The organism is Martinezella lusitana (assembly GCF_014207095.1).
Lineage (GTDB): Bacteria > Pseudomonadota > Alphaproteobacteria > Rhizobiales > Rhizobiaceae > Rhizobium > Rhizobium lusitanum_B.
Map to the genome: position 1 here is coordinate 510,027 of NZ_JACHBG010000001.1, position 24,630 is coordinate 534,656.

At 60.0% G+C, this 24,630-nt stretch carries 24 protein-coding genes; 6 read left to right on the forward strand and 18 right to left on the reverse strand.

The window, feature by feature from the left end:
* Positions 1–44 precede the first annotated feature (44 nt).
* The gene (locus tag GGD46_RS02495) at positions 45–668 is read left to right on the forward strand and encodes a TIGR00730 family Rossman fold protein (RefSeq protein ID WP_184701486.1); all 624 of its coding nucleotides are present in this window, start codon (positions 45–47) and stop codon (positions 666–668) included.
* 137 nt (positions 669–805) lie between these two features.
* Here GGD46_RS02495 and rarD read toward each other — a convergent pair whose 3' ends face one another.
* The 10 genes from rarD to radA all read right to left on the reverse strand — a co-directional run bounded on the left by rarD (position 806) and on the right by radA (position 11,333).
* Positions 806–1,717: an EamA family transporter RarD gene (gene rarD / locus GGD46_RS02500; protein WP_184701488.1), complete on the reverse strand. Its 912-nt coding sequence runs from the start codon at positions 1,715–1,717 to the stop codon at positions 806–808.
* Between the two features lie 212 nt (positions 1,718–1,929).
* Positions 1,930–3,546: a citramalate synthase gene (gene cimA / locus GGD46_RS02505; RefSeq protein WP_184701490.1), complete on the reverse strand. Its 1,617-nt coding sequence runs from the start codon at positions 3,544–3,546 to the stop codon at positions 1,930–1,932.
* Between the two features lie 137 nt (positions 3,547–3,683).
* Entirely contained in the window at positions 3,684–4,160 is a 477-nt protein-coding gene (locus GGD46_RS02510; RefSeq protein WP_184701492.1) for a GFA family protein, read from the reverse strand.
* The gene (locus GGD46_RS02515; protein WP_184701494.1) at positions 4,153–4,644 is read right to left on the reverse strand and encodes a GFA family protein; all 492 of its coding nucleotides are present in this window, start codon (positions 4,642–4,644) and stop codon (positions 4,153–4,155) included. Before GGD46_RS02515 ends, GGD46_RS02510 begins: the two co-directional genes overlap by 8 nt.
* Positions 4,641–5,114: a GFA family protein gene (locus GGD46_RS02520; RefSeq protein ID WP_184702227.1), complete on the reverse strand. Its 474-nt coding sequence runs from the start codon at positions 5,112–5,114 to the stop codon at positions 4,641–4,643. Before GGD46_RS02520 ends, GGD46_RS02515 begins: the two co-directional genes overlap by 4 nt.
* 2 nt (positions 5,115–5,116) lie before the next feature.
* Complete coding sequence (gene cysS / locus GGD46_RS02525; RefSeq protein WP_184701496.1) at positions 5,117–6,508, reverse strand: cysteine--tRNA ligase; 1,392 nt, start codon at positions 6,506–6,508, stop codon at positions 5,117–5,119.
* A 223-nt stretch (positions 6,509–6,731) separates the two neighbouring features.
* Entirely contained in the window at positions 6,732–7,472 is a 741-nt protein-coding gene (locus GGD46_RS02530; protein WP_184701498.1) for an SDR family NAD(P)-dependent oxidoreductase, read from the reverse strand.
* 81 nt (positions 7,473–7,553) lie between these two features.
* The gene (gene purF / locus GGD46_RS02535; protein WP_184701500.1) at positions 7,554–9,038 is read right to left on the reverse strand and encodes an amidophosphoribosyltransferase; all 1,485 of its coding nucleotides are present in this window, start codon (positions 9,036–9,038) and stop codon (positions 7,554–7,556) included.
* 177 nt (positions 9,039–9,215) lie between these two features.
* Positions 9,216–9,839, reverse strand: coding sequence for a CvpA family protein (locus GGD46_RS02540; protein WP_184701502.1), 624 nt, complete (start codon positions 9,837–9,839; stop codon positions 9,216–9,218).
* Positions 9,840–9,929: 90 nt separating this feature from the next.
* Positions 9,930–11,333, reverse strand: a complete 1,404-nt coding sequence (gene radA / locus GGD46_RS02545) for a DNA repair protein RadA (protein WP_184701504.1) — start codon at positions 11,331–11,333, stop codon at positions 9,930–9,932.
* Between the two features lie 154 nt (positions 11,334–11,487).
* Here radA and GGD46_RS02550 point away from each other — a divergent pair, with 154 nt between their 5' ends.
* Positions 11,488–12,123 (forward strand): LysE family translocator, encoded by a 636-nt coding sequence (locus GGD46_RS02550; protein WP_184701506.1) that lies wholly within the window; start codon positions 11,488–11,490, stop codon positions 12,121–12,123.
* 59 nt (positions 12,124–12,182) lie between these two features.
* On the opposite strand, the gene alr is transcribed toward GGD46_RS02550, so the two are convergent.
* Together alr and GGD46_RS02560 are read right to left on the reverse strand one after the other, a co-directional pair.
* Positions 12,183–13,346, reverse strand: coding sequence for an alanine racemase (gene alr, locus GGD46_RS02555; RefSeq protein WP_184701508.1), 1,164 nt, complete (start codon positions 13,344–13,346; stop codon positions 12,183–12,185).
* A 112-nt stretch (positions 13,347–13,458) separates the two neighbouring features.
* Positions 13,459–14,955: a replicative DNA helicase gene (locus GGD46_RS02560; protein ID WP_184701510.1), complete on the reverse strand. Its 1,497-nt coding sequence runs from the start codon at positions 14,953–14,955 to the stop codon at positions 13,459–13,461.
* 349 nt (positions 14,956–15,304) lie between these two features.
* On the opposite strand from GGD46_RS02560, the gene GGD46_RS02565 reads away from it, so the two are divergent.
* The 3 genes from GGD46_RS02565 to GGD46_RS02575 are packed head-to-tail and all read left to right on the forward strand — an operon-like array spanning position 15,305 to position 18,488.
* Entirely contained in the window at positions 15,305–15,748 is a 444-nt protein-coding gene (locus tag GGD46_RS02565; RefSeq protein ID WP_184702229.1) for a MarR family winged helix-turn-helix transcriptional regulator, read from the forward strand.
* 8 nt (positions 15,749–15,756) lie between these two features.
* Complete coding sequence (locus GGD46_RS02570; protein WP_184701512.1) at positions 15,757–17,403, forward strand: MFS transporter; 1,647 nt, start codon at positions 15,757–15,759, stop codon at positions 17,401–17,403.
* A 17-nt stretch (positions 17,404–17,420) separates the two neighbouring features.
* Positions 17,421–18,488, forward strand: a complete 1,068-nt coding sequence (locus GGD46_RS02575; protein ID WP_184701514.1) for an HlyD family secretion protein — start codon at positions 17,421–17,423, stop codon at positions 18,486–18,488.
* A gap of 88 nt (positions 18,489–18,576) precedes the next feature.
* Here the strand turns inward: GGD46_RS02575 and rplI are convergent, their stop codons facing one another.
* The 5 genes from rplI to GGD46_RS02600 form a co-directional block, all read right to left on the reverse strand.
* Entirely contained in the window at positions 18,577–19,155 is a 579-nt protein-coding gene (gene rplI, locus GGD46_RS02580; RefSeq protein ID WP_184701516.1) for a 50S ribosomal protein L9, read from the reverse strand.
* Positions 19,156–19,174: 19 nt separating this feature from the next.
* Complete coding sequence (locus GGD46_RS02585) at positions 19,175–20,155, reverse strand: DUF2232 domain-containing protein (protein ID WP_184701519.1); 981 nt, start codon at positions 20,153–20,155, stop codon at positions 19,175–19,177.
* A 163-nt stretch (positions 20,156–20,318) separates the two neighbouring features.
* Positions 20,319–20,567 carry a 30S ribosomal protein S18 gene (gene rpsR, locus GGD46_RS02590; protein WP_004122103.1) on the reverse strand — a complete coding sequence of 83 codons (249 nt, stop codon included), beginning with the start codon at positions 20,565–20,567 and terminating at the stop codon, positions 20,319–20,321.
* Between the two features lie 12 nt (positions 20,568–20,579).
* The gene (gene rpsF, locus GGD46_RS02595) at positions 20,580–21,026 is read right to left on the reverse strand and encodes a 30S ribosomal protein S6 (protein WP_028753379.1); all 447 of its coding nucleotides are present in this window, start codon (positions 21,024–21,026) and stop codon (positions 20,580–20,582) included.
* Between the two features lie 304 nt (positions 21,027–21,330).
* Entirely contained in the window at positions 21,331–22,419 is a 1,089-nt protein-coding gene (locus GGD46_RS02600; protein ID WP_184701521.1) for a hypothetical protein, read from the reverse strand.
* Positions 22,420–22,658: 239 nt separating this feature from the next.
* Between GGD46_RS02600 and GGD46_RS02605 the strand changes: the two genes are divergently transcribed.
* A complete protein-coding gene (locus GGD46_RS02605; RefSeq protein ID WP_184701523.1) occupies positions 22,659–23,405 on the forward strand; it encodes a histidine phosphatase family protein in 747 nt (248 codons plus the stop codon).
* An 81-nt stretch (positions 23,406–23,486) separates the two neighbouring features.
* On the opposite strand, the gene GGD46_RS02610 is transcribed toward GGD46_RS02605, so the two are convergent.
* Positions 23,487–24,530, reverse strand: a complete 1,044-nt coding sequence (locus tag GGD46_RS02610) for an aldo/keto reductase (protein WP_184701525.1) — start codon at positions 24,528–24,530, stop codon at positions 23,487–23,489.
* Positions 24,531–24,630 lie beyond the last annotated feature (100 nt).

The following is a 24,630-nucleotide window of genomic DNA, read 5'->3' on the forward strand; positions in this document are numbered from 1 at the left end:
CGAAAATTCTTGACTGAGCATTTGCAGCATAGTTGTTTGCAGTCATGACCGACGATTCTGTGCCAATCCGATCCATCTGCGTCTATTGCGGCTCAAGGCCGGGCCGCGATTCTTCCTACATGGCTGCCGGCCGCGCGCTGGGCAAAAGCTTAGCCGAAAACGGCCTGCGCCTGGTCTATGGCGGCGGAACGAAGGGCATCATGGGCGCCGTCGCAAGCGGCGTGCTCTCAAACGGCGGTCAGGTTACCGGCATCATTCCGGAATTTCTCGTCGACATGGAAGCGACCCGCCATTCGCTCGGTCAATTGGACGAGCTCATCATAACGCCTGACATGCATGCGCGCAAACATACCATGTTCGAGCGTGCCGATGCGTTTGTGGCGCTGCCGGGCGGTATCGGCACGCTGGAGGAGATCGTCGAGATCATGACGTGGGGCCAGCTCGGCCGACATGAAAAGCCGATGGTTTTCGCCAATATCAACGGCTTCTGGAATCCGATGATGGAGTTGATACGCCACATGACGGAAGAGGGCTTCGTCCACACGGCCCATCGCGTCCAGCCGCTTGTCATCGACAAGGTCGACGATATTATCCCGGCCATCCGCAAGCATGCCGCCGAGGCACGCGGCGACCGCGGCGGCGAAGAAGCGGTCATCTCCAAGCTGTGATCAATGCATGGTCGCGTCGCGTGGAACCGCGAAGCGGTCTTGCGATAAAGACTTCTGCAGAGCCAAATAGCCGAAGCGCACCGGCCGACCCGAGAAGTCGCGGTGCGCTTTTATGTTTTGCTAACTATAATTATGGGTTAGCGGTCTTTGCTCTGACGCAGCATCGACCAGCTGTAGAGCACGAGCCCTGCCCAGATCAGCGAAAAGGCGATCATCTGTGTCGAGCCGAATGGTTCCTTGAACAGGAAGACGGCAATCAGGAAGACCATCGTCGGTACGATGTACTGCATGATGCCGATCGTCGACAATCTCAGCAGCTTTGCGCCATTTGCAAAAATCATCAGCGGTAGCGCAGTCACCAGCCCACAGCCCAGCAGAAGCGCTGTATCCGTTAGGCCGGTCTGATAGAGGTGACCTTCGCCGCGCGCTTCGAGATAGATGATATAGAGCGTTGCCGGAATGCAGAGCAGCAGCACCTCGATGAAGAAGCCCTGATTGGCGCCGACAGGCAGCGTCTTGCGGAAAAAGGCGTAGAAGCCCCAGGAGAAGGTCAGGGACAGGGCAACCCAGGGAAGGGTGCCGGCCTTGATCGTCAGGATGACGACCGCGATCGCAGCAAGACAGATCGCGATGATCTGTACGGGCGCCAGCCTTTCTTTCAGGAGCAGTGCCCCAAGCGCGATACTGAACAGTGGGTTGATGAAGTAGCCGAGCGCCGCATCGAGCGAATGGCCGGCGCCGATCGCCCAGACATAGGTGCCCCAATTGATCGTGACGAGCGTCGCGGTCAGCGACGCCATCGCAATGGTGCGTGGATTGCGGAAAGCGGCCCTCACGTCCTTCATGCCGCCCAGAGCCAGCAATACGGCGCCCGCGACCGGAACGGACCAGAAAATGCGGTGAGCAATGACTTCTAAAGCCGGGATATGCGCCAAGGCTTTCATATAGAGCGGCAGAATGCCCCAGAAGAGATAGGCCGTCATCGCATAGCCGAAGCCGCGCAGACCGTCATTGCTTTTCATTTCCGGCTTGATCGTATCGGTGGCCATGAGCGTTTCCCGTCATTCCCGAGAGCATTTTCGCCTTTCATTGGATCGCGAAAACGCTCTCTCTTCTTGTTTCTCTACGCATTCCGGACGGAAAACCGCTTCGCGCTTTTCCTGGAAATGCTCTGTTATTTGAGACGGGATTACTCCAAGGCGCGCGGCGTGGCCAATTCATTTCCTTGACGGCATCGTCAACCTTTTTGATGAGCGGCGCATCATTCCGCGGCGATCTTGCCTGCCATATGCCGGTTCTTCATCAACTTGTAGATGACGGAATCCATCAGAGCCTGGAACGACGCATCGATGATGTTTTCGGACACGCCGACCGTCCACCACCGCACGCCGTCGCTGTCGGTGGATTCGATGAGGACGCGGGTGATGGCCTCGGTGCCGCCATTGAGGATACGCACCTTGAAATCCGCCAGTTCCAGATCGTCGATCTCGTGCTGGTATTTGCCGAAGTTCTTGCGCAGCGCCAGATCGAGGGCGTTGACGGGGCCGTCGCCTTCGGCAACCGACATGATGGTTTCGCCATCGATGATGATCTTGACCACGGCTTCCGAGACGATTTTCACCCGGCCATGGGAATCGAAGCGGCGCTCGACCATGACGCGGAAGCCGTCGATCGAGAAGAATTCCGGGGTTGTGCCGAGTGTCCGGCGTGCGAGCAGCTCGAAACTTGCATCCGCGCCTTCGTAGGCATAGCCGGTCGCTTCGCGCTCCTTGACGATCTGGATCAGCTGGTCGAGCTTCGGGTCGTCCTTACCCACGTCGATGCCGCGCCGCTTCAGGGCATTGATGAAATTCGACTTTCCGCCCTGGTCGGAAACCATGACCTTGCGGAAATTGCCGACGCTTTCGGGCGTCACATGCTCGTAGGTGCGCGGATCCTTAAGCAATGCCGAAGCATGAATGCCGGCCTTGGTCGCAAAGGCCGATGCGCCGACATAAGGCGCCTGATGATCGGGTGAACGGTTCAGCAGCTCGTCGAAGGCATGCGAAAGTTCGGTGAGACCCACCAGTCGCTCCGCATCGATCGTTGTTTCGAAGCGCTCGCTGTAAGCGCGCTTCAGCGCCAGCGTCGGGATCAACGTCACCAGATTGGCATTGCCGCAGCGCTCACCGATGCCGTTCAGCGTGCCCTGGATCTGCCGCACGCCGGCTTCCACGGCGGCAAGCGAATTGGCGACAGCCTGGCCGGTGTCGTTGTGGGCGTGGATGCCAAGACAGTGGCCGGGAACGCCGCAGGCGATGACAGCCTCGACGATGGCGCGGACCTCCGGCGGCTGCGTGCCGCCATTGGTGTCGCAGAGCACAATCCAGCGCGCGCCCGCATCATGGGCCGTCTTGGCGCAGGCGAGCGCATAGGTCGGGTTGGCCTTGTAGCCGTCGAAGAAGTGCTCGCAGTCGACGAGCGCCTCTTTGCCGGCGCCCACAGCCGCCTTGACGCTCTCGCCGATGCTTTCGAGATTTTCTTCGTTGGTACAGCCGAGAGCGACTTTGACGTGATAGTCCCAGCTCTTTGCCACAAAACAGATCGCGTCGGCCTTTGCCTGCAGCAGGCTGGCAAGACCGGGGTCGTTGGAGGCGGAGATGCCAGCGCGCTTTGTCATGCCGAAGGCGACGAAAGAGGCCGACTTCGTACGCTTCTGCTCGAAAAACGCAGTGTCGGTCGGGTTGGCACCGGGATAGCCGCCCTCGACATAATCGAGGCCGAACTCGTCCAGCATGGTGGCGATGGCAATCTTGTCCTCGACCGAAAAATCGATGCCGGGCGTCTGCTGGCCGTCACGGAGCGTCGTGTCGAAGAGATAGATTTTTTCGCGTGTCATACTGTTTCCTCCGGCGAACCGGCTTGATTGTGGTGTGCTTTTATCCGCCACGTCCGAACCCATTGCAGGGAGGGGGAGGAGCGGCCAGCGCGAGGGGCCTTACGTCACTTTCGGCAAGGCCCTACGCGATGCCGATGTCAAATCTTCAGCCCTTCCGCCGGCCAGATTTCGGTATCGTGGTCCGGATGCTGGAAGGAGATGATCTGTTCCTGTCGGGCGTAGAAATCCGGGTCCTGATGAACGGGCTTGTCGAAGATGGTATCCACCCAGGGCAGGCGGTAGGCGTAGTTGACCTGAATCTGCGGCGCCAGATCGTCGCGCTCGTCGAAGGCGCCGATGGCGATTTCGAGGCCCCCCGGATGGCGATAGGTCAGCGGCGTGCCGCAGTTTTTGCAGAAACCCCGCTCGATGTTGACGGAGGACTGGAAATAGCTCGGTTCGCCCCGGGTCCATTCCAGGCCCTCATCCGGTGCCGTCACCAGCGCGGAGAAGAAGCTGCCGAACTGCTTTTGGCACATACGGCAATGACAGATCGACGGCCGGCCGAGCTCGCCGCGAATGCGAAACCGCACCGCCCCGCACTGGCATCCTCCGCTTCTGGTGGCTTCACTCATGGCTCTTCTCCTCTGGCCAGCTTTGGGTATCATAGTCAGGATGTTGGTGGTTGGAGCGCTTGATCGAGACCGCGCGATCAGAGCCGTCCTCATCTGGCTCCATAGGCAGGACATCCAGCGCATGGAACCAAGGCATCTTTCCCGCCGGGTTCGATTGCGCGATGGGTTGAACTGCCGCCGGCTCATCCAACGAGCCGAGCGTCACATTGATGGAAACCGTACCGGGAACATCATAGAACAGGGGCGTACCGCAGGTGCGACAAAAGCCGCGCCGGACAAGGTCGGACGAGTGAAACCAAGACGGTTCGCCACGCGTCAGCTCGAAATCGGCGCGTTTGGCATTCCCCAATGGCAAGGCATAATTGCCGGATGCTTTCTGGCACATGCGGCAATGGCATAGATGGGGGTAGCCGAGCGCGCCAACGGTGCGATAGCGAACCGCGCCGCACTGGCATCCACCGCTATGGCCCGTCGTCATTGTCATTTTCCGACCTCCGGCGGCCATGCCCCGGTATCGTGATCCGGATGCTGGTACGACACGATTTCCAGCACGAAGGGCGCCTGCTCGGCATCGTCCTCCGTCCGGCATCCCGGCAGCAGATGCAGCCGGTCGACGAAGTCAATTTTGCCTTCCGTTCCATATTGGATGACGGGCGGCAGCTGCGAGGGGTCATCAAAGGCGCCAGCCGCGACCGCAATGCCATCGGGTGCCTCATAAGTGAGCGGCGTGCCGCAATCCCCGCAGAAGCCGCGCTTCACATAGTTGGAGGATTGAAACACCTTCCGCACGCCCCGCGTCCATATAAGTTCCGCACCGCGTGTGGAGACCAATGGCGCATAATAGGCGCCGAAGGCCTTCTGACACATGCGGCAATGACAGATCGACGCATCCTTCAGCTCGCCCCGCACCCGGAAGCGAACCGCGCCGCACTGACAGCCGCCGGTGTGGATCATGCTCACCGCTTGATCTCCCAAGTCGTGGTTCGTTCACCCGTTGCCGCGTCCTTGCCGTCCTTGAGCTGAACGCCCATTGCCGTTAGCGCTTCGCGAAGCTTGTCGGCCTCGGCGAAGTTCTTTGCCTTCAGCAACTCCAGGCGCTGGCGCACCTTGGCGTCGATTTCCGCAACGACGGCGTTGTCGACCTCCGCCTTCTTCGGTAGCAGGCCGAGGAGATCAGCACTGGCTGCGAAGGTGGGCAGGAGGCTGGCGTCGGCATTGGCGGCCTGCGCTAGGGCATGCAGCGCCTGAATGGCCGCGACGGTGTTGAGATCGTCCCCGAGAGCGGTAAGCACCGTAGGATCCGGCAAGGCGTCGCTGACGTCAGCCGCCGGCCATTTGGCGATCAGCCGCTCTGCTTCCTCGAGGCGCTTCACCGAGAAGTCGATCGGCTCGCGGTAATGCGTCATCAGCATGGCAAGCCGCAGCACGTCGCCCGGCCATGTTCGGCCGCCGAGCTTGTCCGCCTCCAGCAGTTCGTAGATCGTGACGAAATTGCCTTCCGATTTCGACATTTTGCGGCCTTCGACTTGTACGAAGCCGTTATGCATCCAGACATTCGCCATGGCATGCGTGCCATTGGCGCAACGCGACTGGGCAAGTTCGTTTTCATGATGCGGGAAGATCAGGTCCAGACCGCCGCCATGAATATCGAAGACGTCACCGAGATAGCGGCCGCTCATGGCCGAGCACTCGATATGCCAGCCCGGACGGCCGCGACCCCAAGGGCTTTCCCAACCGGGCTCATTCTCATCCGACAGCTTCCACAACACGAAATCGCCTGGGCTCTTCTTATGCTCGTCGACCGCGACGCGTGCGCCGGCCTGCTGCTCATCGAGATTGCGCTTCGAAAGCTGTCCGTAATCGGCCATCGACTTGGTGTCGAACAGCACTTCGCCGGCCGCCCGATAGGCATGACCCTTGGCGATCAGCGTTTCGATGATCGTGATCATCTGCTCGATACTATCGGTTGCGCGCGGCTGCACGGTTGGCTCCAGGCAACCGAGATCGGTCGTATCCTTGCGATACTGCCGCTCCGTCTTCTCCGTTACCAGCCGGATCGCCGCGTTCAGCGGCAGGCCGGGATGGTCGCGCAAGGCACGCGCGTTGATCTTGTCGTCGAGATCGGTGATGTTGCGAACATAGGTAACGTGGCTTTCGCCATAGACGTGCCGTAACAGCCGGAAGAGCACGTCGAAGACGATGGCCGGGCGCGCATTGCCGATATGGGCGAAGTCATAGACCGTGGGGCCGCAGACATACATGCGGACGTTGTTGCGGTCGATCGGCTGGAAACCGACCTTTTCGCGCGTCAGCGTGTTGTAGAACTTCAGTTGCAGCTCGGTGCCCATTTCATTCTCCCAAGGCATAAATCCGAAAAATACCGTCACCGGCAGGCCGGACGTTTGTCATCTTGGATTTTGGGAGACGAAAACGGCCAGGCCAGCGAAACGCTAGCGAATAATCTTCCGGCAGATAATGCAGATAACCGTTTTCATGGGCGGCTTTATCGCGCGCCGAAAGAATTTGGTCAAGTAGGGAGTAGGCCTCTCCCGCACGGGGAGAGGGTGTTTTTTATTCAGGCATCCGATAGTCGACGAGCCTGTTTTCGCGCACGACGAAAAGCTTGCCGGTTTCGGTGACATCGGCACCCACGAGCGGCAGGATCGCCTGGGCGACATCGCGGGGATGCGGCAGCGTATCCGGATCTTCGCCGGGCATCGCCTGGGCGCGCATCGCGGTTCGGGTAGCACCCGGATCGACGCTAGTGATGCGCAGCGGTGTGCTCTGCGTTTCTCCGGCCCAAGTGCGGGCAAGTGCCTCGACGGCAGCCTTTGATGCGGAGTAGGGACCCCAGAAGGGCCGGCAGCGATGAGCCGCGGCCGAGGAAAGAATGACGGCGCGGCCGGCCTCGGAGCGCATCAGCAGCGGCTCGACGGAGCGGATCAGCCGCCAGGTGGCGGTGACGTTGATGGTCATCACCTTTTCGAAGACCTTGGCCTCGACATGGCCGATCGGCGAGATCACGCCGAGCACGCCGGCATTGGCAACGAGGATATCGAGCTTGCCCCAGCGTTCGAAAATGGAGGCGCCGAGCGCATCGATGGCGTTCATGTCGGCAAGGTCGAAGGGAACGAGCGTCGCCGAACCGCCGGCTGCCTTGATCGCGTCGTCCAGTTCCTCAAGTCCACCGACCGTGCGGGCGCAGGCGATGACGTGCGCGCCGGCCTTGGCTAGTTCCAGTGCCGTGAAGTAACCGATACCGCGCGACGCTCCCGTGACGAGGGCGATCTTATCCTTGAGATTGACGCTCATGCTGCCTTGATCCGAATGCGTGGGAAAGAGAAAGGGGCAGGGCGCCCCTGTCAATCGTTGCTGTGTCGGCTGTTGTCGCGTTCAGCCGTTGCTGGCGAGAACGGAAAGCTTGCGCACGTTGCTGGTGCTTTCCTTGTCGAGCAGGCGCGTCGGATAATCGCCGGTGAAGTAGTGGTCGGTAAACTGCGGCTGCGCATTGTTGCGCGGCTCGCCGCCGACGGCGCGGTAAAGCCCGTCGATTGACAGGAATTGAAGCGAATCCGCACCGATATAGTCGCACATGGCCTGCAGGCTGCTGTACTGGTTGGCGAGCAGCTTGTCGGCATCCGGCGTGTCGATGCCGTAGAAATCCGGATGGAAGATCATCGGGCTGGCGACGCGGATATGCACTTCGCTGGCGCCGGCATCGCGGATCATCTGCACGATCTTGACGGACGTCGTGCCGCGCACGATAGAATCGTCGACCAGTACGACGCGCTTGCCCTCGATGATGGCGCGGTTGGCGGAATGCTTGAGCTTCACGCCGAAGGCGCGGATCTGCTGCGTCGGCTCGATGAAGGTTCGGCCGACATAGTGGTTGCGGATGATGCCGAGCTCGAAGGGAATGCCGCTCGCCTGCGCGTAGCCAATGGCGGCGGGCGTACCGCCGTCCGGCACCGGCACGACCACGTCGGCGGCAACAGGTGCCTCCTTGGCGAGGTTGATCCCCATGTTCTTGCGAGCTGCATAGACGTTACGGCCGCCGACGACAGAGTCGGGACGAGCGAAATAGACATATTCGAACAGGCATAGGCGCTCGGGCTGGGAAACCTCGGGCTTACGGGCGTCCACGGTGATCGAACCATCCGGCTGGATCTCGCAGATGATGACCTCGCCGTTTTCAACGTCGCGGACATATTTTGCGCCGATGATGTCGAGAGCGCAGGTCTCAGAACAGAAGATCGGCTTGCCGTCGAGTTCCCCCATGACAAGCGGCCGGATGCCGATCGGGTCGCGCGCGGCGATCAGCTTCGTGCGCGTCATGGCGAGCATCGAATAGCCGCCTTCCATCTGCCTGATGGCATCGATGAAACGGTCTGAGGAGGAAGGATGCTTGGAGCGGGCGATGAGATGCAGGACGACTTCGGTATCAGAGGTCGACTGACAGATGGCGCCGTCTGCGATCAGCTGCCGGCGCATCGTCAGGCCGTTGGTGAAGTTGCCGTTGTGGGCGATGGCGATGCCGCCGACTTCCAGTTCGGCAAACAGCGGCTGGACATTACGCAGAATGGTTTCGCCTGTCGTGGAATAGCGTACATGGCCGATGGAGCGGTCGCCGGGCAGGCGCGCCAGCGTGGCGGGATCGGTATAGTGATCGCCGACGAGACCCATCCGCCGCTCCGAATGGAAGCGCTGACCATCGAAGGAGACGATGCCGGCCGCTTCCTGGCCGCGATGCTGCAGGGCGTGCAGGCCAAGCGCCGTCAGCGTTGCCGCATCGGGGTGCCCCAAAATGCCAAACACGCCGCACTCTTCATGCAGCGTGTCGCCGTCGATGTCATTCTCGATGGAGAAGGAATGGTTCATGGCTGCTGGCCTTTGCTCTCAACGTGGCGGATCGGGCGGCGTCACGACAGGATACTAAAATAGCTGAAAATCCGGCCGGAAAACATATCGGGCCGGATCTTCATGTTTCTTGCCGCTCACATGGCGATTATCGCGCGGCGGGTCAAGCCTGTAAACGCCAGGCCTGTAAACGCAATGTCAATTGTTTGTCTGCGGTGCCGGTGCGTCGTCGGACGGTGCCGCATCGTTCGGCGCCGCGTTGTCGCCGCCTTCCTGAGGTTGCGTCCGCTGCTGCTGGTTCGGAGCGATCTTGTTCAGGATCTCCGGCGGCAGCATCGCCTGTACGTTTTCAGGAAGCGCCGACTTCAGCTTCTCGACCATCGAATCGAGGAAGGGCTTGGACTTGGCGTTGTTGACCCAGTCCGGCCGCGCGGCTGGCGCGACGAGCCAGTTCCAGAAGGCGACGACGACAACCATGAGCAGCAGGCCACGAGCCGCGCCGAACAGGAAGCCGAGCGTCCGGTCGAGGGCGCCGATGCGGCTGTCGATGATAAAATCGGCAATCCGGATGGTGATGAAGGAAATGATGATCAGCGCCAGCAGGAAGATGACGCCGGCCGAAGCGATCGTCGCGATCTTGGTATCGGCCTTGTACTGAAGCGCATAGGGAAGAAGCAGAGGATAGAGATAGTAAGCAGCGACGGCCGAACCGCCCCAGCTGACGATCGAAAGAATTTCGCGCGAAAAGCCGCGAACCATGGCCAAAACGGCGGAAAACAGAAGAACGCCGAGAACAATACCGTCGAAAATCGTAATGGGCATGTATAATCCACTTCAAGACTTGCCGCGCCATGTGGCGGGCATCGGCCTCAGTATGAGCCTCTTCTACGTCAAGGACGGCTGAAGTATGGCTCAGTCTTCATCTTCCGCGCGCTTAAGCGCGGCCTTCGATCCGGCAATGCGCACCACCAGATCCGGCAGGCTTTCGATCTCGCTCCAGCGTCCACCATTGACCTTTGGCAGGTCGGCGGAAGCGGCAGGCAAGACGGCCGTGGAAAACCCCAGCTTCTCGGCTTCCTTGAGGCGCTGGGCGGTGTGCGCAACCGGCCGGACGGCGCCCGACAGGCTGACTTCGCCGAAATAGACGCAATCGGCGGGCAGAGCAAGACCGGCCAGGGAGGAAACCAGTGCAGAAGCGACCGCGAGGTCGGCCGCCGGCTCGGAAATGCGATAGCCACCCGCAACATTGAGGTAAACATCGTGCTGGCCGAGGCGAACGCCGCAATGCGCTTCCAGTACGGCAAGAATCATCGATAGCCGCGCCGAATCCCAGCCGACGACGGCGCGGCGCGGCGTGCCGAGCGAGGTCGCCGCCACCAGCGCCTGCACTTCGACGAGCACCGGGCGGGTGCCCTCCATGCCGGCGAAGACGGCGGCGCCCGGCGACTTCGAGTTGCGTTCGCCGAGGAAAAGCTCCGACGGATTGGGTACGTCGCGCAGACCCCTGTCGGACATTTCGAAGACGCCGATCTCATCCGTCGGACCGAAACGATTCTTGACCGTACGGAGGATGCGATAGTGATGGCCGCGATCGCCTTCGAAATAAAGAACGGCGTCGACCATATGCTCGACGACGCGCGGACCGGCGATCTGGCCGTCCTTGGTGACGTGGCCAACCAGCACCATCGCCGAGCCGGTCTGCTTGGCAAAGCGGATCATGGCCTGCACGCCAGTGCGTACCTGCGTCACGGTGCCGGGAGCGGATTCGGCTAGTTCGCTCCAGAGGGTCTGAATGGAATCGATGATGACGAGATCAGGCCTCTTGCCCTCGGCAAGCGTCGCCAGAATGTCTTCGACATTGGTTTCGGCTGCCAGCATCACATCGGTATCGGCCGCCTGCAGCCGCTGTGCGCGCAGGCGAACCTGCGCCACCGCTTCTTCGCCGGAGACGTAGATGATCTTGTGCCCGCGTCGGGCCAGTGCTGCGGCGGCTTGCATCAACAGCGTTGACTTGCCGATGCCCGGATCGCCGCCGACGAGAACAGCCGAGCCGCGCACAAAGCCGCCGCCCGTGGCGCGATCTAGCTCGGATATGCCGGTATGGATGCGCGGTGCTTCCTCGATCTCGCCGGAAAGCGAGGTCAGCGTCACCGGCTTGCCCTTCTTCGGCGTCCTGGCTGGACCGCCGCCGATCCCGCCCATGGGATCTTCCTCGACGATGGTGTTCCACGCGCCGCAGCTATCGCACTTGCCTGCCCAGCGGTTGTGGATCGTACCGCAGTTCTGGCAGATGAATTGTGTCCGGGCTTTAGCCATAGAATGCTGTTCTCAAAGTTCAATTGCTCCGCTTTTCGCAACGAATCGCTTGGGCAGTCAGATAATGTCTTTCGCAGCCCATCAAAACTAATGATTTCCGTATCAATGCTGATCGTGCGAGCCTTTATGCCAGCCTTTTTCTGGATGGTGGCCGATGTTCGACTATTCGCTTGCCCACTGGATTGCCTTTCTGACTGCAGCGATTCTTCTCAATCTATCGCCTGGGCCGGATATCGCCTTCATTCTCGGCCATACGATTAGAAGTGGCATGCGCTCGGGTTTTGCCGCCCTGTTCGGGATCTGGAGCGGCGCCGGCCTGCACGTGCTCATGGCTGCCGCCGGCCTGTCGGCGATCCTTGCGGCCTCCGCTCTGGCCTTCTCGACGATCAAGTGGATCGGCGCCGTCTATCTGATCAGGCTCGGGATACAGGCGCTCCGCTCGAAGGGCGACGGCGCCTGGATCAAGGAGGCAGGTAAGGCGCTGTCCTGGGGGCGGATCTATCGGCAGGGGATCCTCGTCGCTCTCCTCAACCCCAAGGTCGCGATCTTCTTTCTCGCCTTCCTGCCGCAGTTTGTCATCGAGGGTGCCGGGCCGGTCTGGGCGCAGCTTTTGCTGCACGGCAGCCTGATCATCGTCGTGGCGGCCTTCATCGAGCCGCCGCTCATCCTGCTCGGCGGTCGCCTGACGGAGGCTCTCAGGCGAAATCGCAGCTTCGGGCTTTGGCTGGACCGCGGCCTTGGCACTTTGCTCGTCGCGCTCGGCGTGCGTCTGGCAATCAGCGCTCGGTAGAGCGCCGACCGCAAAGTGAGCGACAGTTTCCGCCGGCGCGGAGATACTTCAATATCGGGCTATTCCTCGATCTCTTCCGAGATATACCGGCGCTCATGTCTGAGCCCCATGCTTGTCAGCATCTCGTAGCCGATCGTGCCGGCGGCTCGGGCTGCGTCATCGACCAGGATATTGTTGCCGAAGAGTTCGACATAGTCGCCGGCACGGACCAGATTTTCCGGCAGATCGGTCACATCGAAGATCGTGAGGTCCATGGTGATGCGACCGGCAACCGGGACCTTGTGTCCGGCAATGAAGCCATGGCCGGCAACCACGTCTGTCTGGCGCAGCGGCACGCCGGCGCTCGACAGGCTGCGCATGTAACCATCAGCATAACCGGCAGAGACGATCGCCAACCGGCTGTCGCGCGTCAACCGAAGCGCGCGGCCGTAGCCGACCGTTTCCCCGGCCTTGACGGAGCGGGTCTGGATGATCCGAGCCTCCGCGGTTGCCACCTGGCGCATTGGATTGGCAATGCCGGGTATGGCCTCGCCGCCGTAAGTGGCGATACCGGGGCGGGTGAGGTCGAAATGATAGTCCGGCCCGAGAAAAATGCCGGCGGAGTTGGCAAGGCTCGCCTCGATGCCTTCGAAGGCGGCGCTGACTTTGCGGAAGGCCTCGAGTTGCTGGCGGTTCATTGCATTGGAGGGATCGTCGCCGCAGGCAAGGTGGCTCATGACAAGCACCGGTGCAAAGCTTGCCGGGCGGGAGACGTCGTCGGCAAGTGCGATCGCATCCTCCATGGGCAGGCCCAGCCTATTGAAGCCGGTATCGACCTGCAATGCGCAAGGATAGTCGCCGTATTCCGACAGGACCGACATCCAGAAGGTCAGCTGTTCTTCCGAGGCGATAACCGGAACGAGATCGTTTTCGAAGAATGTCCGCTCCATGCCCGGCCAGATGCCGCAGAGCACGAAGATGCGTGCCTCCGGCGCATAGAGTCGCAAAGTCGCGCCTTCGTCGGCGGTGGCAACGAAGAAGTCGCGCGCGCCGGCCGCGTAGAGCGTCTCACCGACATCCTCGATCCCGAGTCCGTAGGCGTCGGCCTTGACCACGGCCGATGTCCGGGCCTTGCCGGAACGGCGGGCCATCTCGCGCCAGTTTTCGACGAGAGCGCCGAGATCGACCGTCAACCGCAGGCCGGCGGAAGCGAAAGCGTCGTAGTCATCGAAATTGTCTGTCATGGAGCCGCCTTAACGAAGAAATGGCCGGAGGTGATGTCGCTCCGGCCAGGATAATGATCATCGATGAAAAGAAAAAGTGCTGCGGCGCATTATGCCCCGCAAAGCCCTCTTGTCAGTGCTCTTCGTATTGAATGAACGAGGAGTCGGCGAGATCCGCAAAGCGGGTGAATTCCGACTGGAAGGCGAGCCGCACAGTGCCAGTCGGTCCGTGACGCTGCTTGGCGATGATCACGTCGGCCGTACCCTTCACGCGCTCGAACTGGGCTTCCCATTCGGCATATTTGGGGTCGTTGATATCGCGCGGCTCGGAATTTTTAACGTAATATTCCTCGCGGAACACGAAAAGCACGACGTCGGCGTCCTGCTCGATGGAGCCGGATTCACGAAGGTCGGAAAGCTGCGGCCGCTTGTCTTCACGGCTTTCGACGGCGCGCGAGAGCTGGGAGAGAGCGATGATCGGAACGTTCAGTTCCTTGCCGAGCGCCTTCAGGCCGGTGGTGATCTGCGTGATTTCCTGGACGCGGTTCTCGTTCGATTTTCCCGAGCCGGTCATCAGCTGGACGTAGTCGACCACCAGAACGTCGAGGCCGCGTTGTCGCTTGAGGCGGCGTGCGCGCGCCGACAATTGTGCGATCGAGATACCGCCGGTCTGGTCGATATAAAGCGGCACCTTCTGCATCATCATCGAACAGGCAACCAGCTTCTCAAAGTCCGCATCGTTGATATCACCGCGACGAATCTTTGACGAGGAGACTTCCGTCTGCTCGGAGATGATACGGGTGGCGAGCTGTTCCGACGACATTTCGAGCGAGTAGAAGCCGACGACACCGCCGTTCTTAGCCTTGGTGGAACCATCAGCCTGTACTTCGCCTTCAAAGGAGGCGGCGATATTATAGGCGATGTTGGTGGCGAGCGAGGTCTTGCCCATGCCGGGACGGCCTGCAAGGACGATCAAGTCGGAGCGCTGCAGGCCACCCATTTTGCTGTCCAGCGAGTGGATGCCGGTGGAAATGCCCGAAAGGCCACCATCGCGCTCCTTGGCGACTGCCGCCATGTCGATCGCCAGCGCCACGGCATCGTTGAAGGCCTGGAAGCCGCCGTCGTAGCGGCCGTTTTCGGCAAGCTCGAACAGCCGGCGCTCGGTGTCTTCGATCTGCGTCTGCGGCGGCATGTCGAGCGGCGCGTCATAGGCGATGTTGACCATGTCTTCGCCGATGGTGATCAGCGCCCGGCGCAGCGCCAGGTCGTAAATGGCGCGTCCATAGTCCTCGGCATTGATGATCGACACGGCTTCGACGGCAAGGCGCGCGAGATATTGCGCGACCGTCATGTCGCCGACCTTCTCGTCCGCCGGCACGAAGCTCTTGATCGTGACCGGATTGGCCGTCTTGCCCATGCGGATGATGTCGCCGGCGACTTCGAAGATCTTCCGGTGCAGCGGCTCATAGAGATGGACCGGCTTCAGGAAGTCGGAGACGCGATAATAGGCATCATTATTGACGAGGATGGCGCCGAGCAGAGCCTGCTCCGCCTCGATATTGTTGGGCGCTTCGCGATAATGCTGCTCGGCGGGAGCAATAGCGGCAAGCTTGCGCGCAGCTTCGTTCATTTTCCATCTCTTCGTGCTTTAGGGTGTCGACTGGTTTGCGACGTTCCGCCGTCACGGTCAACAGCGCAAACGCATGAGCATGTCAAGCGTCACAAATCGGTCGGGTCTATCAACGTTGTTCCACTCGTCCACAGGGACAGATCTCCGCCACGTAAAAAATCTCTTGTGACCACTTTGCAACGCAAGGATCGACACACGAATCACGTAGGCGAATTAATCGTGGGGAACATTTTAGCGGGGTCTTTCAAGGTGTGCATTAGCTGTTGCTGCCATCACGCTTGAAAAATTGCGAAAATCTGTTTATTTCCTATGAGTTAGGGTAGGGTGCTAATAGTATAAAGTTGTAATGATGTCCGGAACTCCATCGAGACAAGAACTTTTCGACGACCTTTTTGCTTTCAACCGCAAGCTTCGCGCTGCGTTTGATGCGCTTGTTCGCGAACATGGCATGACGCTTTCCCGCGCCAGGGTTTTTCGCAAACTCTCCCGCAGGGATGGGATCAACCAAAGGGAGCTCGCCGACGAGCTGGAGCTCGAGACGCCGACGCTCGTGCGTATCCTCGATGCGATGGAGGCGCAGAATTTCATTGAGCGCCGCCCGGCCCAGTCCGACCGCCGCGCCAAGCAGATCTTCATGACGGAATCCGGAAAAGTCGTCGCCGCCGAGGTGGAAGCCCTTGCCACCGGTGTGCGTGCGGATATCTTGGAGGGAATTTCGGACGAGGACGTCGGCGTGGCGCTCAAGGTTATCCGCGCGATGACGGCCAACGTCCAGAACGTGGGTAAATCATGAGGTAGCGTATGAGCGGTGATCCGGGTTCGGTCGCCAACACGGAAGCCAACGCCGTTCCCCCCGCTTCGCCGCCTATGCCGGGCTGGAAAGTGCCGCTCTATATTGCGGCATCCGTCATGTTCTTTTTGACCCAGGGCTTGGGTCTCAATCTCGCTTTTGCCAATCTCACCCAGATTCAGGGAACGATCGCGGCAACGACCACCGAATCCGCATGGCTCTCGGCCGCATATATGGCGCCCAATGTCAGTCTCGCCATTGCGTTGGTGAAAATCCGCCTGCAATATGGAGTGCGTAATTTTGCCGAGGTCAGCATTCTCGGCTTCGTGCTCGCCTCGCTGCTCAATCTCTTCGTCTCCGATCTGCACTCGGCAATCGTCGTCCGCTTTCTGAGTGGCATTGCCGGTGCGCCGCTCTCGACGCTCGGCTTTCTCTACATGCTGGAAGCCTTCGAGCCGGCCAAGAAGATGACCGTCGGCGTCAGCCTGGCGATGATGAACACACTGCTTGCCGCTCCCGTCACCCGCCTCGTATCGCCCTCGCTTCTCGATTACGGCGAGTGGCGCGGGCTTTACACGCTCGAGATGGCGCTGGCATTGCTGGTCATGCCAATCATCTATCTCCTGCCGTTGACGCCGCCTCCGCGCGTCAAGGTCATCGTCCTCGGCGATATCTTCAGCTATCTGCTGGTGGCGATCGGCTTCGGCTGTCTTGCGGTGGCGCTTTCGGTCGGCCGTCTTTACTGGTGGCTGGAAGTGCCCTGGCTCGGCGTCGTGCTGGCGCTCGGCATCGCGTCGATCACCGCCGCTATCGTCGTCGATCTCCGACGGTCGACACCGCTTATCGACGTGCGCTGGCTTTTGCGGCCGGAAATCCTGCATCTGACGGCGATCCTGCTGATCTTTCGCCTGATTGCTGCCGAGCAGACCTATGTCGTCATGACCTTCTACCAAAACGGAATCGGGCTGCTCTACGACCAGCTCTCCATGCTGTACTGGATCATCCTCGCGTTCTCGATCATTGGCGGTCTCATCTGCACCGTGTTCATGAACTATGGCTTCACCTGGCAGATACAGTTCGTCGCGCTCATCCTGATGGCGGCGGGTTGCTTGATGGACTCGCAGGTCACGAACCTGACGCGGCCGGAGCAGATGTATCTCAGCCAGGCGCTTGTCGCTGCGGGAGCGGCATTGTTCCTGCCGCCGTCCATGTCGGAAGGCTTCAGGGCGGCCATATCCAAGGGGCCGCCCTATCTGGTGACCTTCTTTGTCGTTTTCACCTTCACGCAGAGTATCGGCGGCCTCATCGGCTCTGCCTTTTACGGCACGCTGATTATTATTCGCGAGAAGTTCCATTCGGCGATCCTGACCGAGCGCGTATTGCTGACCGATCCGCATGTGGCCGATCGCGTCAGCCGGCTTTCGGCCTCTTATGGCAAGGTGATCGGCGACAGTGCCCTTCTGAAAGGGGAAGGGATGGCGCTGCTCGGCGCGCAGGTGAGCCGCGAAGCCAACATGCTCGCCTATGGCGATGCATTCCTCGTTGCCGCCGTGATTGCCCTGCTGTCGCTGGCGGGCCTTACAATCCATGTTTTCTATCGCTTCGTTCGGACGCGGCTCGCGGACGATCAGTCGCGGGTCGTGACATCCAACCCATGAGGAAATGAAGTAGCTCCATGCCGAGGCTCGTTCGCTCCCCCATCGAAGTCATTGCGGTTCTCGCCGGTATCGGCGGTGTCATGCTCGTGCTTTATGCCTGGCACCTGCCGCCGTTCAAAACCTCGGTGGAGACCACCGACGACGCCTATGTCAAAGGCTATGTCACGACCATCAGTCCTCAGGTGAGCGGCTACATTACCGACGTGCCGATCAAGGACTACAAGCTCGTCAAGGAAGGCGATGTGCTCGCCCAGATCGACGACCGCATCTACAAGCAGAAGGTGGCGCAGGCGCGCGCGACACTTGCCGGGCAAAAGGCGGCACTCGCCAATTCACAGCAGCAGGAACAGGCGGCCAAGGCCGGCATCGTCTCCAGTCAGGCGCAGATCGACAGCGCCGATGCGGCGCTGAAACGTGCCCAGCTTGCCGCCGATCGCGTGACGACGCTGGTCGCCAGAGGCGTGTCGACGACAAGCGATGCCGAGCAGGCGCAGGCAACGCTGCGGCAGGCCCAAGCCTCGGTCAATCAGGCTAAGGCGGCCCTCGACGTCTCGCAGCAGAATCTGACGACCATCATCGTTAACCGAGCTTCGCTGGAGGCCGGTGTCAGCGGCGCGGAGGCGGCAGTGCAGCTCGCCGATATCGATCTGGACAACACGACGATCAGGGCGCCCCAGGACGGCCGCGTCGGCGAAGTCGGTGTTCGCCTTGGCCAGTATGTGACTTCAGGCACGCAGCTCATGGGGCTGGTGCCGAAGGATGTCTGGGTCATCGCCAATTTCAAGGAAACACAGCTTAATGGCATGAAGCTCGATCAGCCGGCCACGATTGCGGTGGATGCACTCGGCCATCGCGAAATCAAGGGCCGCATCCAGCGCTTCTCGCCGGCCGCCGGTTCCGAATTCGCCGTCATCAAGCCCGACAATGCGACAGGTAATTTCACCAAGGTTGCTCAGCGCATCGGCGTCCGGGTGAAGATCGAGGATGGTCAGCCTTTGGCGAGCGAACTGGCGCCCGGCATGTCGGTTATCGTCTCGATCGACAAGGATTCGGCGCCGCTGCCGGAGGCCAAGGCCGGCGATTGACAGAAGGAATTGCTTTCGGCCGGCAAACAAAAAGCCTGGGTCGCGAGACCCAGGCTTCTTCATAGGCAATGCTGCGAAGACGTGAAGATCAAGCTTCGTCTTCGTTGTCGCGGTCAGCTTCCGGATCGAAGAAGTCTTCCGGACGCAGGGCGTCTTCGTCGATGCCGTAGATGGCGTCGGCGGAGGTGAGGGTTTCGCCCTTGGACTGACGCTCGGCTTCTTCGGCGGAACGGGCAACGTTCAGCTCGACCTTGATTTCGACTTCGGCGTGAAGAGCGATGGCAACGTCGTGTAGGCCGATAGCCTTGATCGGCGTGTTCAGGTGAACCTGGCTGCGGCCGATGTTGAAGCCTTCTGCAGCGAGGATTTCGACGACGTCACGAGCAGCGACCGAACCGTAGAGCTGGCCGGTTTCGCCAGCCGAGCGAACGACGATGAAGGACTTGCCGGCGAGAACGTCGGCAACCTTCTGGGCTTCGCTCTTGCGCTCGAGGTTACGGGCTTCGAGCGTCGAGCGCTCAGCTTCGAAACGGGCCTTGTTGGCGGCGTTGGCGCGCAGCGCCTTGCCGAGCGGCAGCAGGTAGTTACGGGCAAAGCCGTCGCGAACCTTTACGGTTTCGCCCATCTGGCCGAGCTTGGAGATGCGTTCGAGAAGAATGACTTCCATTTTCTTGTTCCTTTCGATGTCAGATTTTCGTGTCGGTTGGTTTGGATGTATCGGCATTCTTGTGCGGGGTCAGTGATATCGCCTTGCGGATATCATAGAGGCCGAGAACAAGGATGATGAGGAGCGGTAGCGTCAGCAGGAAAGACGCGAGGTAGCAAAGCACCAGCACCGGAATGCGCCAGTCCTTGCCACGCGTGCGGTAATGCAACGACGCGAAGCCGGAAACGATGAAGCCCGCGCCGAAGGCACCGAGCACGGCGGCTGCGATGAGCGCCAGCACGCCACCGAAGAAGATGACCACGATCGCCGCCAGGAAAACGAAGATGGCGTTGCGGTTCATGCGCAGCGACGAGGGGATGTCCTCGCGCGGACGAAGATTGTGTTTCGAGGCGGCAACGATACGTGTGGCCACATAATAGGCTGCCAGCATCATCATAACCCAGATCATGCCCCAGGCGATGGGGATGGCGTAGAGCATGAGGAGCTTGGTCTTTGCGATCGCCATCGGATCGACGTCCAGCGTCGGCTGCTGCTGGCTCATGACCTTGACGTAGACGTCCACCACCTGGCTGACGAGATCGGCATTATAGCCCATGACCGCGCCGGCGATGATGATGACGACGGCGGCGAGGCCGCAGAGGTGGAGCATAATGTCGGAGAGCGGATACCAGGCCATCAGGTGATCCGGGCCGCCAAGCTCGGATGCAGGCCGTGCCAGATTGGCAAGATGGCTCAGCCATGCCGGAATCAGCGCCAGTACGACGGCAAATACCCCGAAATACATCGACTGCACGAATGTGCCGACAATACCGGCTGCCACGACGGCGGTGATGACGGCCACATTGCCCCAGCCGAGGCCGACGATCAGGATGGGAAGAGCTGAAAGCGCACCGAAGAGAATGAACAGCAATGGCTGAAGCGTCGCGCCGTACACGAGTAAGGCGGCGGTCAGACCGGCGAGAGCGCCGATGCCAAGCTCTTTTGCGTTCAACTTCTTCACGTCGCTGTCCTGCTTCGTATCGAGCAGTTAGAGGATGCTCTCGGCACTCGGGCCAGAAAGCCGTCCCCAACATGGGGTTTCAAGGTTCCGATCCGCGCCCATCGCGAAAGGGAGAAGAGAAGGCATTGCTGCCTTCCCCTTATTCATTCTGCGTCCGGCGCTATTAAGCGACGACGTAGGGCAGCAGGCCGAGGAAACGGGCGCGCTTGATCGCCTGGGCGAGTTCGCGCTGCTTCTTCTGGGAAACGGCCGTGATGCGGGAAGGAACGATCTTGCCGCGCTCGGAAATGTAGCGCTGCAGGAGACGAACGTCCTTGTAGTCGATGCGCGGCGCATTGGCACCCGAGAACGGGCAGGTCTTGCGACGGCGATGGAACGGACGGCGGACCGGTGCGGAGGAAACTTCAGACATTCTCAAATCTCCTTATACGCGGTCTTCGCGCGGACGGCGCGGACGGTCTTCGCGGTCACCACGATCCGGGCGCGGACCACGATCGCCGAAGCTGCGCTCCGGACGGTCGCCGTCACGACGCGGACGGTCGTCACGGTCGCGCTTCTGCATCATGGCAGACGGGCCTTCTTCGTGCTTTTCGACAGCGATCGTCATGTAACGCAGGACGTCTTCGCTGATGCGCATCTGGCGTTCCATTTCCTGGATCGCAGCGGCCGGAGCATCAATGTCCATCAGGGCGTAGTGGGCCTTGCGGTTCTTCTTGATGCGGTAGGTGAGGGACTTGAGGCCCCAGTTCTCGATACGCCCGACTTTACCGCCGTTAGCTTCGATAACACCCTTGTACTGTTCTACGAGGGCGTCGACCTGCTGAGCGGAAATATCCTGCCGGGCAAGGAATACATGTTCGTAAAGAGCCATGGATAGCTTTGCCTTTCTTGCGTTGGTCTGAACCCGATATTCGGCGGCTAAGCCTCAACGACTGCTCCTGAGAGGGTAAACCCAAGCAAGAAAAGCGTTTCCGAGACGGTCGAGAGCGGAGACACGGGAGGCTGGAACGCTTCCGTTCCGAACGATTCCCCTCTCGGAAAACCGGCCCTCCGTTCAGCCACCAGCCAGAAGACCGGGTTGCGAACAGGGCGGCTTATACGGATTTTTCTCAGAAAGGCAAGGGGAGTGACGAAATTCGAAGAAATCGACACGGAGTTCTTATAGTAGATGTCGCCTACTTGTTCGACAGCAAATCGCCACAGCAGACTTCCCGGACATATGTATTGCCATAGGTGACAAATGCGGCCTTCGGAATAGCATTGCTGGCACGCAGCATCTGATACAGGGATTTTTGGGTGTCGTTGTTGCCCGTCGCTCTGACCGCGACCGCGAACCTGCCATTTGTTGTGAGATGCACCGCCAAAGGGAGTGCGGAAGTCAGAACGAGCGACTTCGCCGCCTCCAGATTATCCTCGCTCTTGATCTGAATATAGCTTTTCCCGAATGGTCCCTCGTCGAATTCGCGAACCCATACCCAGGTTTGCTGCATATATCCGTTATATCCACCGATCGAGACCTCATACCATTCGCCCTTGCTGGCCTTGATCTCAAGCCCGCTTCCGCTCGCAAAATCGGCAATTGTTTTTGTATTCTCCGTGGCGTTCGCCATTAAGGGTGCCGTGCCTTTCGGATGCTGGACAATTCCATTCTTCGCGACAGGAATTTCAAGATCGACAGCCGCGCTCTCGGGGGCTTGCGGTTCCGCCGCCGCTGCCGGCTCATCTGCATCCGGGGTCGTGACACGATAGAGCTTCATCTCACTTGCAGAAAGATAGCGCATGTCATCGGAATCATATTGCAGGGAGAGCTTCAACAATCCGGGATCGGCACCCATATCCGTCATGTAGGATATGACATCGGCGGTTATCGTCTGGACCGCTGCGACGGCCTCTTCAACGCGCATACCCTTTGTGTCGTTGAACGAAGCCTTGTGGACACCGATCGATCCAGCATCCGCAATGCGAACGACGCCGCCAAGGAATGCCAGAGAGCAGGCGGATGCGCATTCTTGTACACGCACGGCGACCGTGTTCATTCCAAGCGAGCGGATCAGTCTTCCAAGTTCGATCGCCTTCCGGATATTTCCACCAGGGCTATCGAAGGTGACCGCGTTCGCACGATAAGATTTCACTGCCTTGCGAAATTTGTTCAGGTCGTCGTCCGCTTCGAACGAGCCGTCCACAATGACATAGCGCAATCCGTCGTCAGTCGTCATGTGGCTGTAGCTGAGACGGGCAACCGCATCGCTTGCAAAAAAGATCATGCCCAAAACTAAGGCGCAGCCTATTTGAAATGGCCTCACCACGCTCACCCCCACCCATCGCAGATTATGATTTTCATAGGTTTTGATTTTCTACAAGGCCGCGCTTACTTTTGACTCTCGTTAACGTTGAAATTGTGGAAGCGGCAACTTGCAGGCCTGCCGATCTTGTCGCCTCATTGCGTGAGGCTGGCTCTTTGGTCATGATGCGATGATATCAATGGCGGCAGCACGGTCTGTTCATGCGTATCTTTCTGGTCCGGCACGGCGAATCCCTCGGCAATATCGACGACAGCGCCTACCGGCAGTTCGGTGATCACAACGTTCCGCTGACAGAGTGGGGACATCGGCAGGTGCTGCGGGCGGGTCAGGCGATCGCGAGCTATCTCAAAGAGCTACCCGGTGCCGAACTGCGCAGGCTGAACGTCTGGTATTCGCCTTTCCTGCGCACGCGGCAGAGCAAGGATGCCTTGCTGGAGGTTCTGCCGGCCGATCTGATCGAGGATGTCAGGGAGGACTACCTGCTGCGCGAGCAGGATTTCGGGCTCTTCACCGAAATCTATGATCATGCCGAACAGAAGCGGAAATTCCCCGACGAATTCGAGAAATGGGCGAGGCTTCGCAACAACAACGGCAAATTCTATGCGCGACCGCCGGATGGAGAGAGCCGCGCCGATGTCGCCCAGCGCGTTCGTCTGTTCCTGCAGACCGTCATGCACGACGCCGAAAACGGGAAGAACAATATCATTATCGTCGGCCATGGCGTGACCAACCGGGCCTTCGAGATGAACTTCCTGCATCATCCGGTCGACTGGTTCGAACGCTCGGACAATCCGGGCAACGCCGATGTCACCTTGATCGAGGGGCGGCATTCTGACGGCTATCGCTCGATCCTGCTTCATAAGTCCGTGGACAGGGCTCAAGGGCAGGAAGAGTTGCGTGGGGCCTATGGTTCTGAGCCCGACGTTGTGTCCAATATTGAAAAGTAAGGCATCGGCGGAGCGCCTTCTAATCTCACTTCTTAGATAGGCTGCGGCGCCCCGCGGTAAATTGGGGGCGCCTTTCCAGCCTCACATCGGCATCGGATACTTCCGGTGAACCTGCTCGATCTCCGCCAGGGCTTCGGTCGGCAACGTCACATAAGCGGCGGCCACATCGGTCTCCAGCTGCGCCATCGTTGTCGCGCCGATGATGACCGAGGTCATGAAGGGTTTGGTGAGGCAGTAGGCGAGCGCCTGCTTGGAAGGATCGATGCCGTACTTGGCGGCGATTTCCAGATAGGCCTTGACCGGCGGTTCCTGCAGCGGCTGCAGGCGGCCGCCGATATCCTGGTTGATCGAGCCGCGCGAGCCGGCCGGCCGTGCGCCGCCGACATATTTGCCGGTAAGGATACCGCCGGCCAGCGGCGAGTAAGCGAGCAGCCCGACATCTTCGTGATGCGATAGCTCGGCCAGATCGAGGTCGAAATGCCGGTAGAGCAGGTTGTACTCGTTCTGCGTGGTCGCCACGCGCGGCAGGCTCTTCTGCTCGGCAATCGTCAGATATTTCTGAATGCCCCAGGTCGTCTCGTTTGACAGGCCGATGGCGCGGATCTTGCCGGCCTTCACCAATGCGCCCATCGTTTCGAGGATCTCGGTGATGTCGGCGACCGCCTTCGCGCGATCCTGATTGAAAGGATTATATCGCCAGTTCTGGCGGAAATGGAAATGTCCGCGGTTCGGCCAGTGAACCTGATAGAGGTCGATATAATCGGTCTTCAACCGTTTCAGGCTGGCGTCAACAGCCGCATTGATATTGGCGGCGTCGGGGCCTTGTCCGCCGCGCAAATATTCGCGGCCAGGACCGGCGACCTTGGTGGCGAGCACCACGTCCTTCCGCTTGCCCGTCTTCTCAAACCAGGTGCCGATGTACTCTTCCGTGCGCCCTTGCGTCTCCGGGCCCACGGGTGTCGTCGGGTACATTTCGGCCGTATCGAAGAAATTGATGCCTTTGCTGATGGCGTAATCCATCTGCTCATGCGCTTCGGCTTCGCTGTTCTGCGTTCCCCAGGTCATTGTGCCCAGACAAATCTGCGAGACGGAAATATCGGTGCGGCCTAAATTCTTATATTTCATGAGAAAACCTTGGAAGACGAAAGAAAAACCTGAGGGAGGGGATAGCGGGAATTTAGGCTCGAATTGAGCGAGTGCAAGAAGAAAATCATGCTGTTTCGCA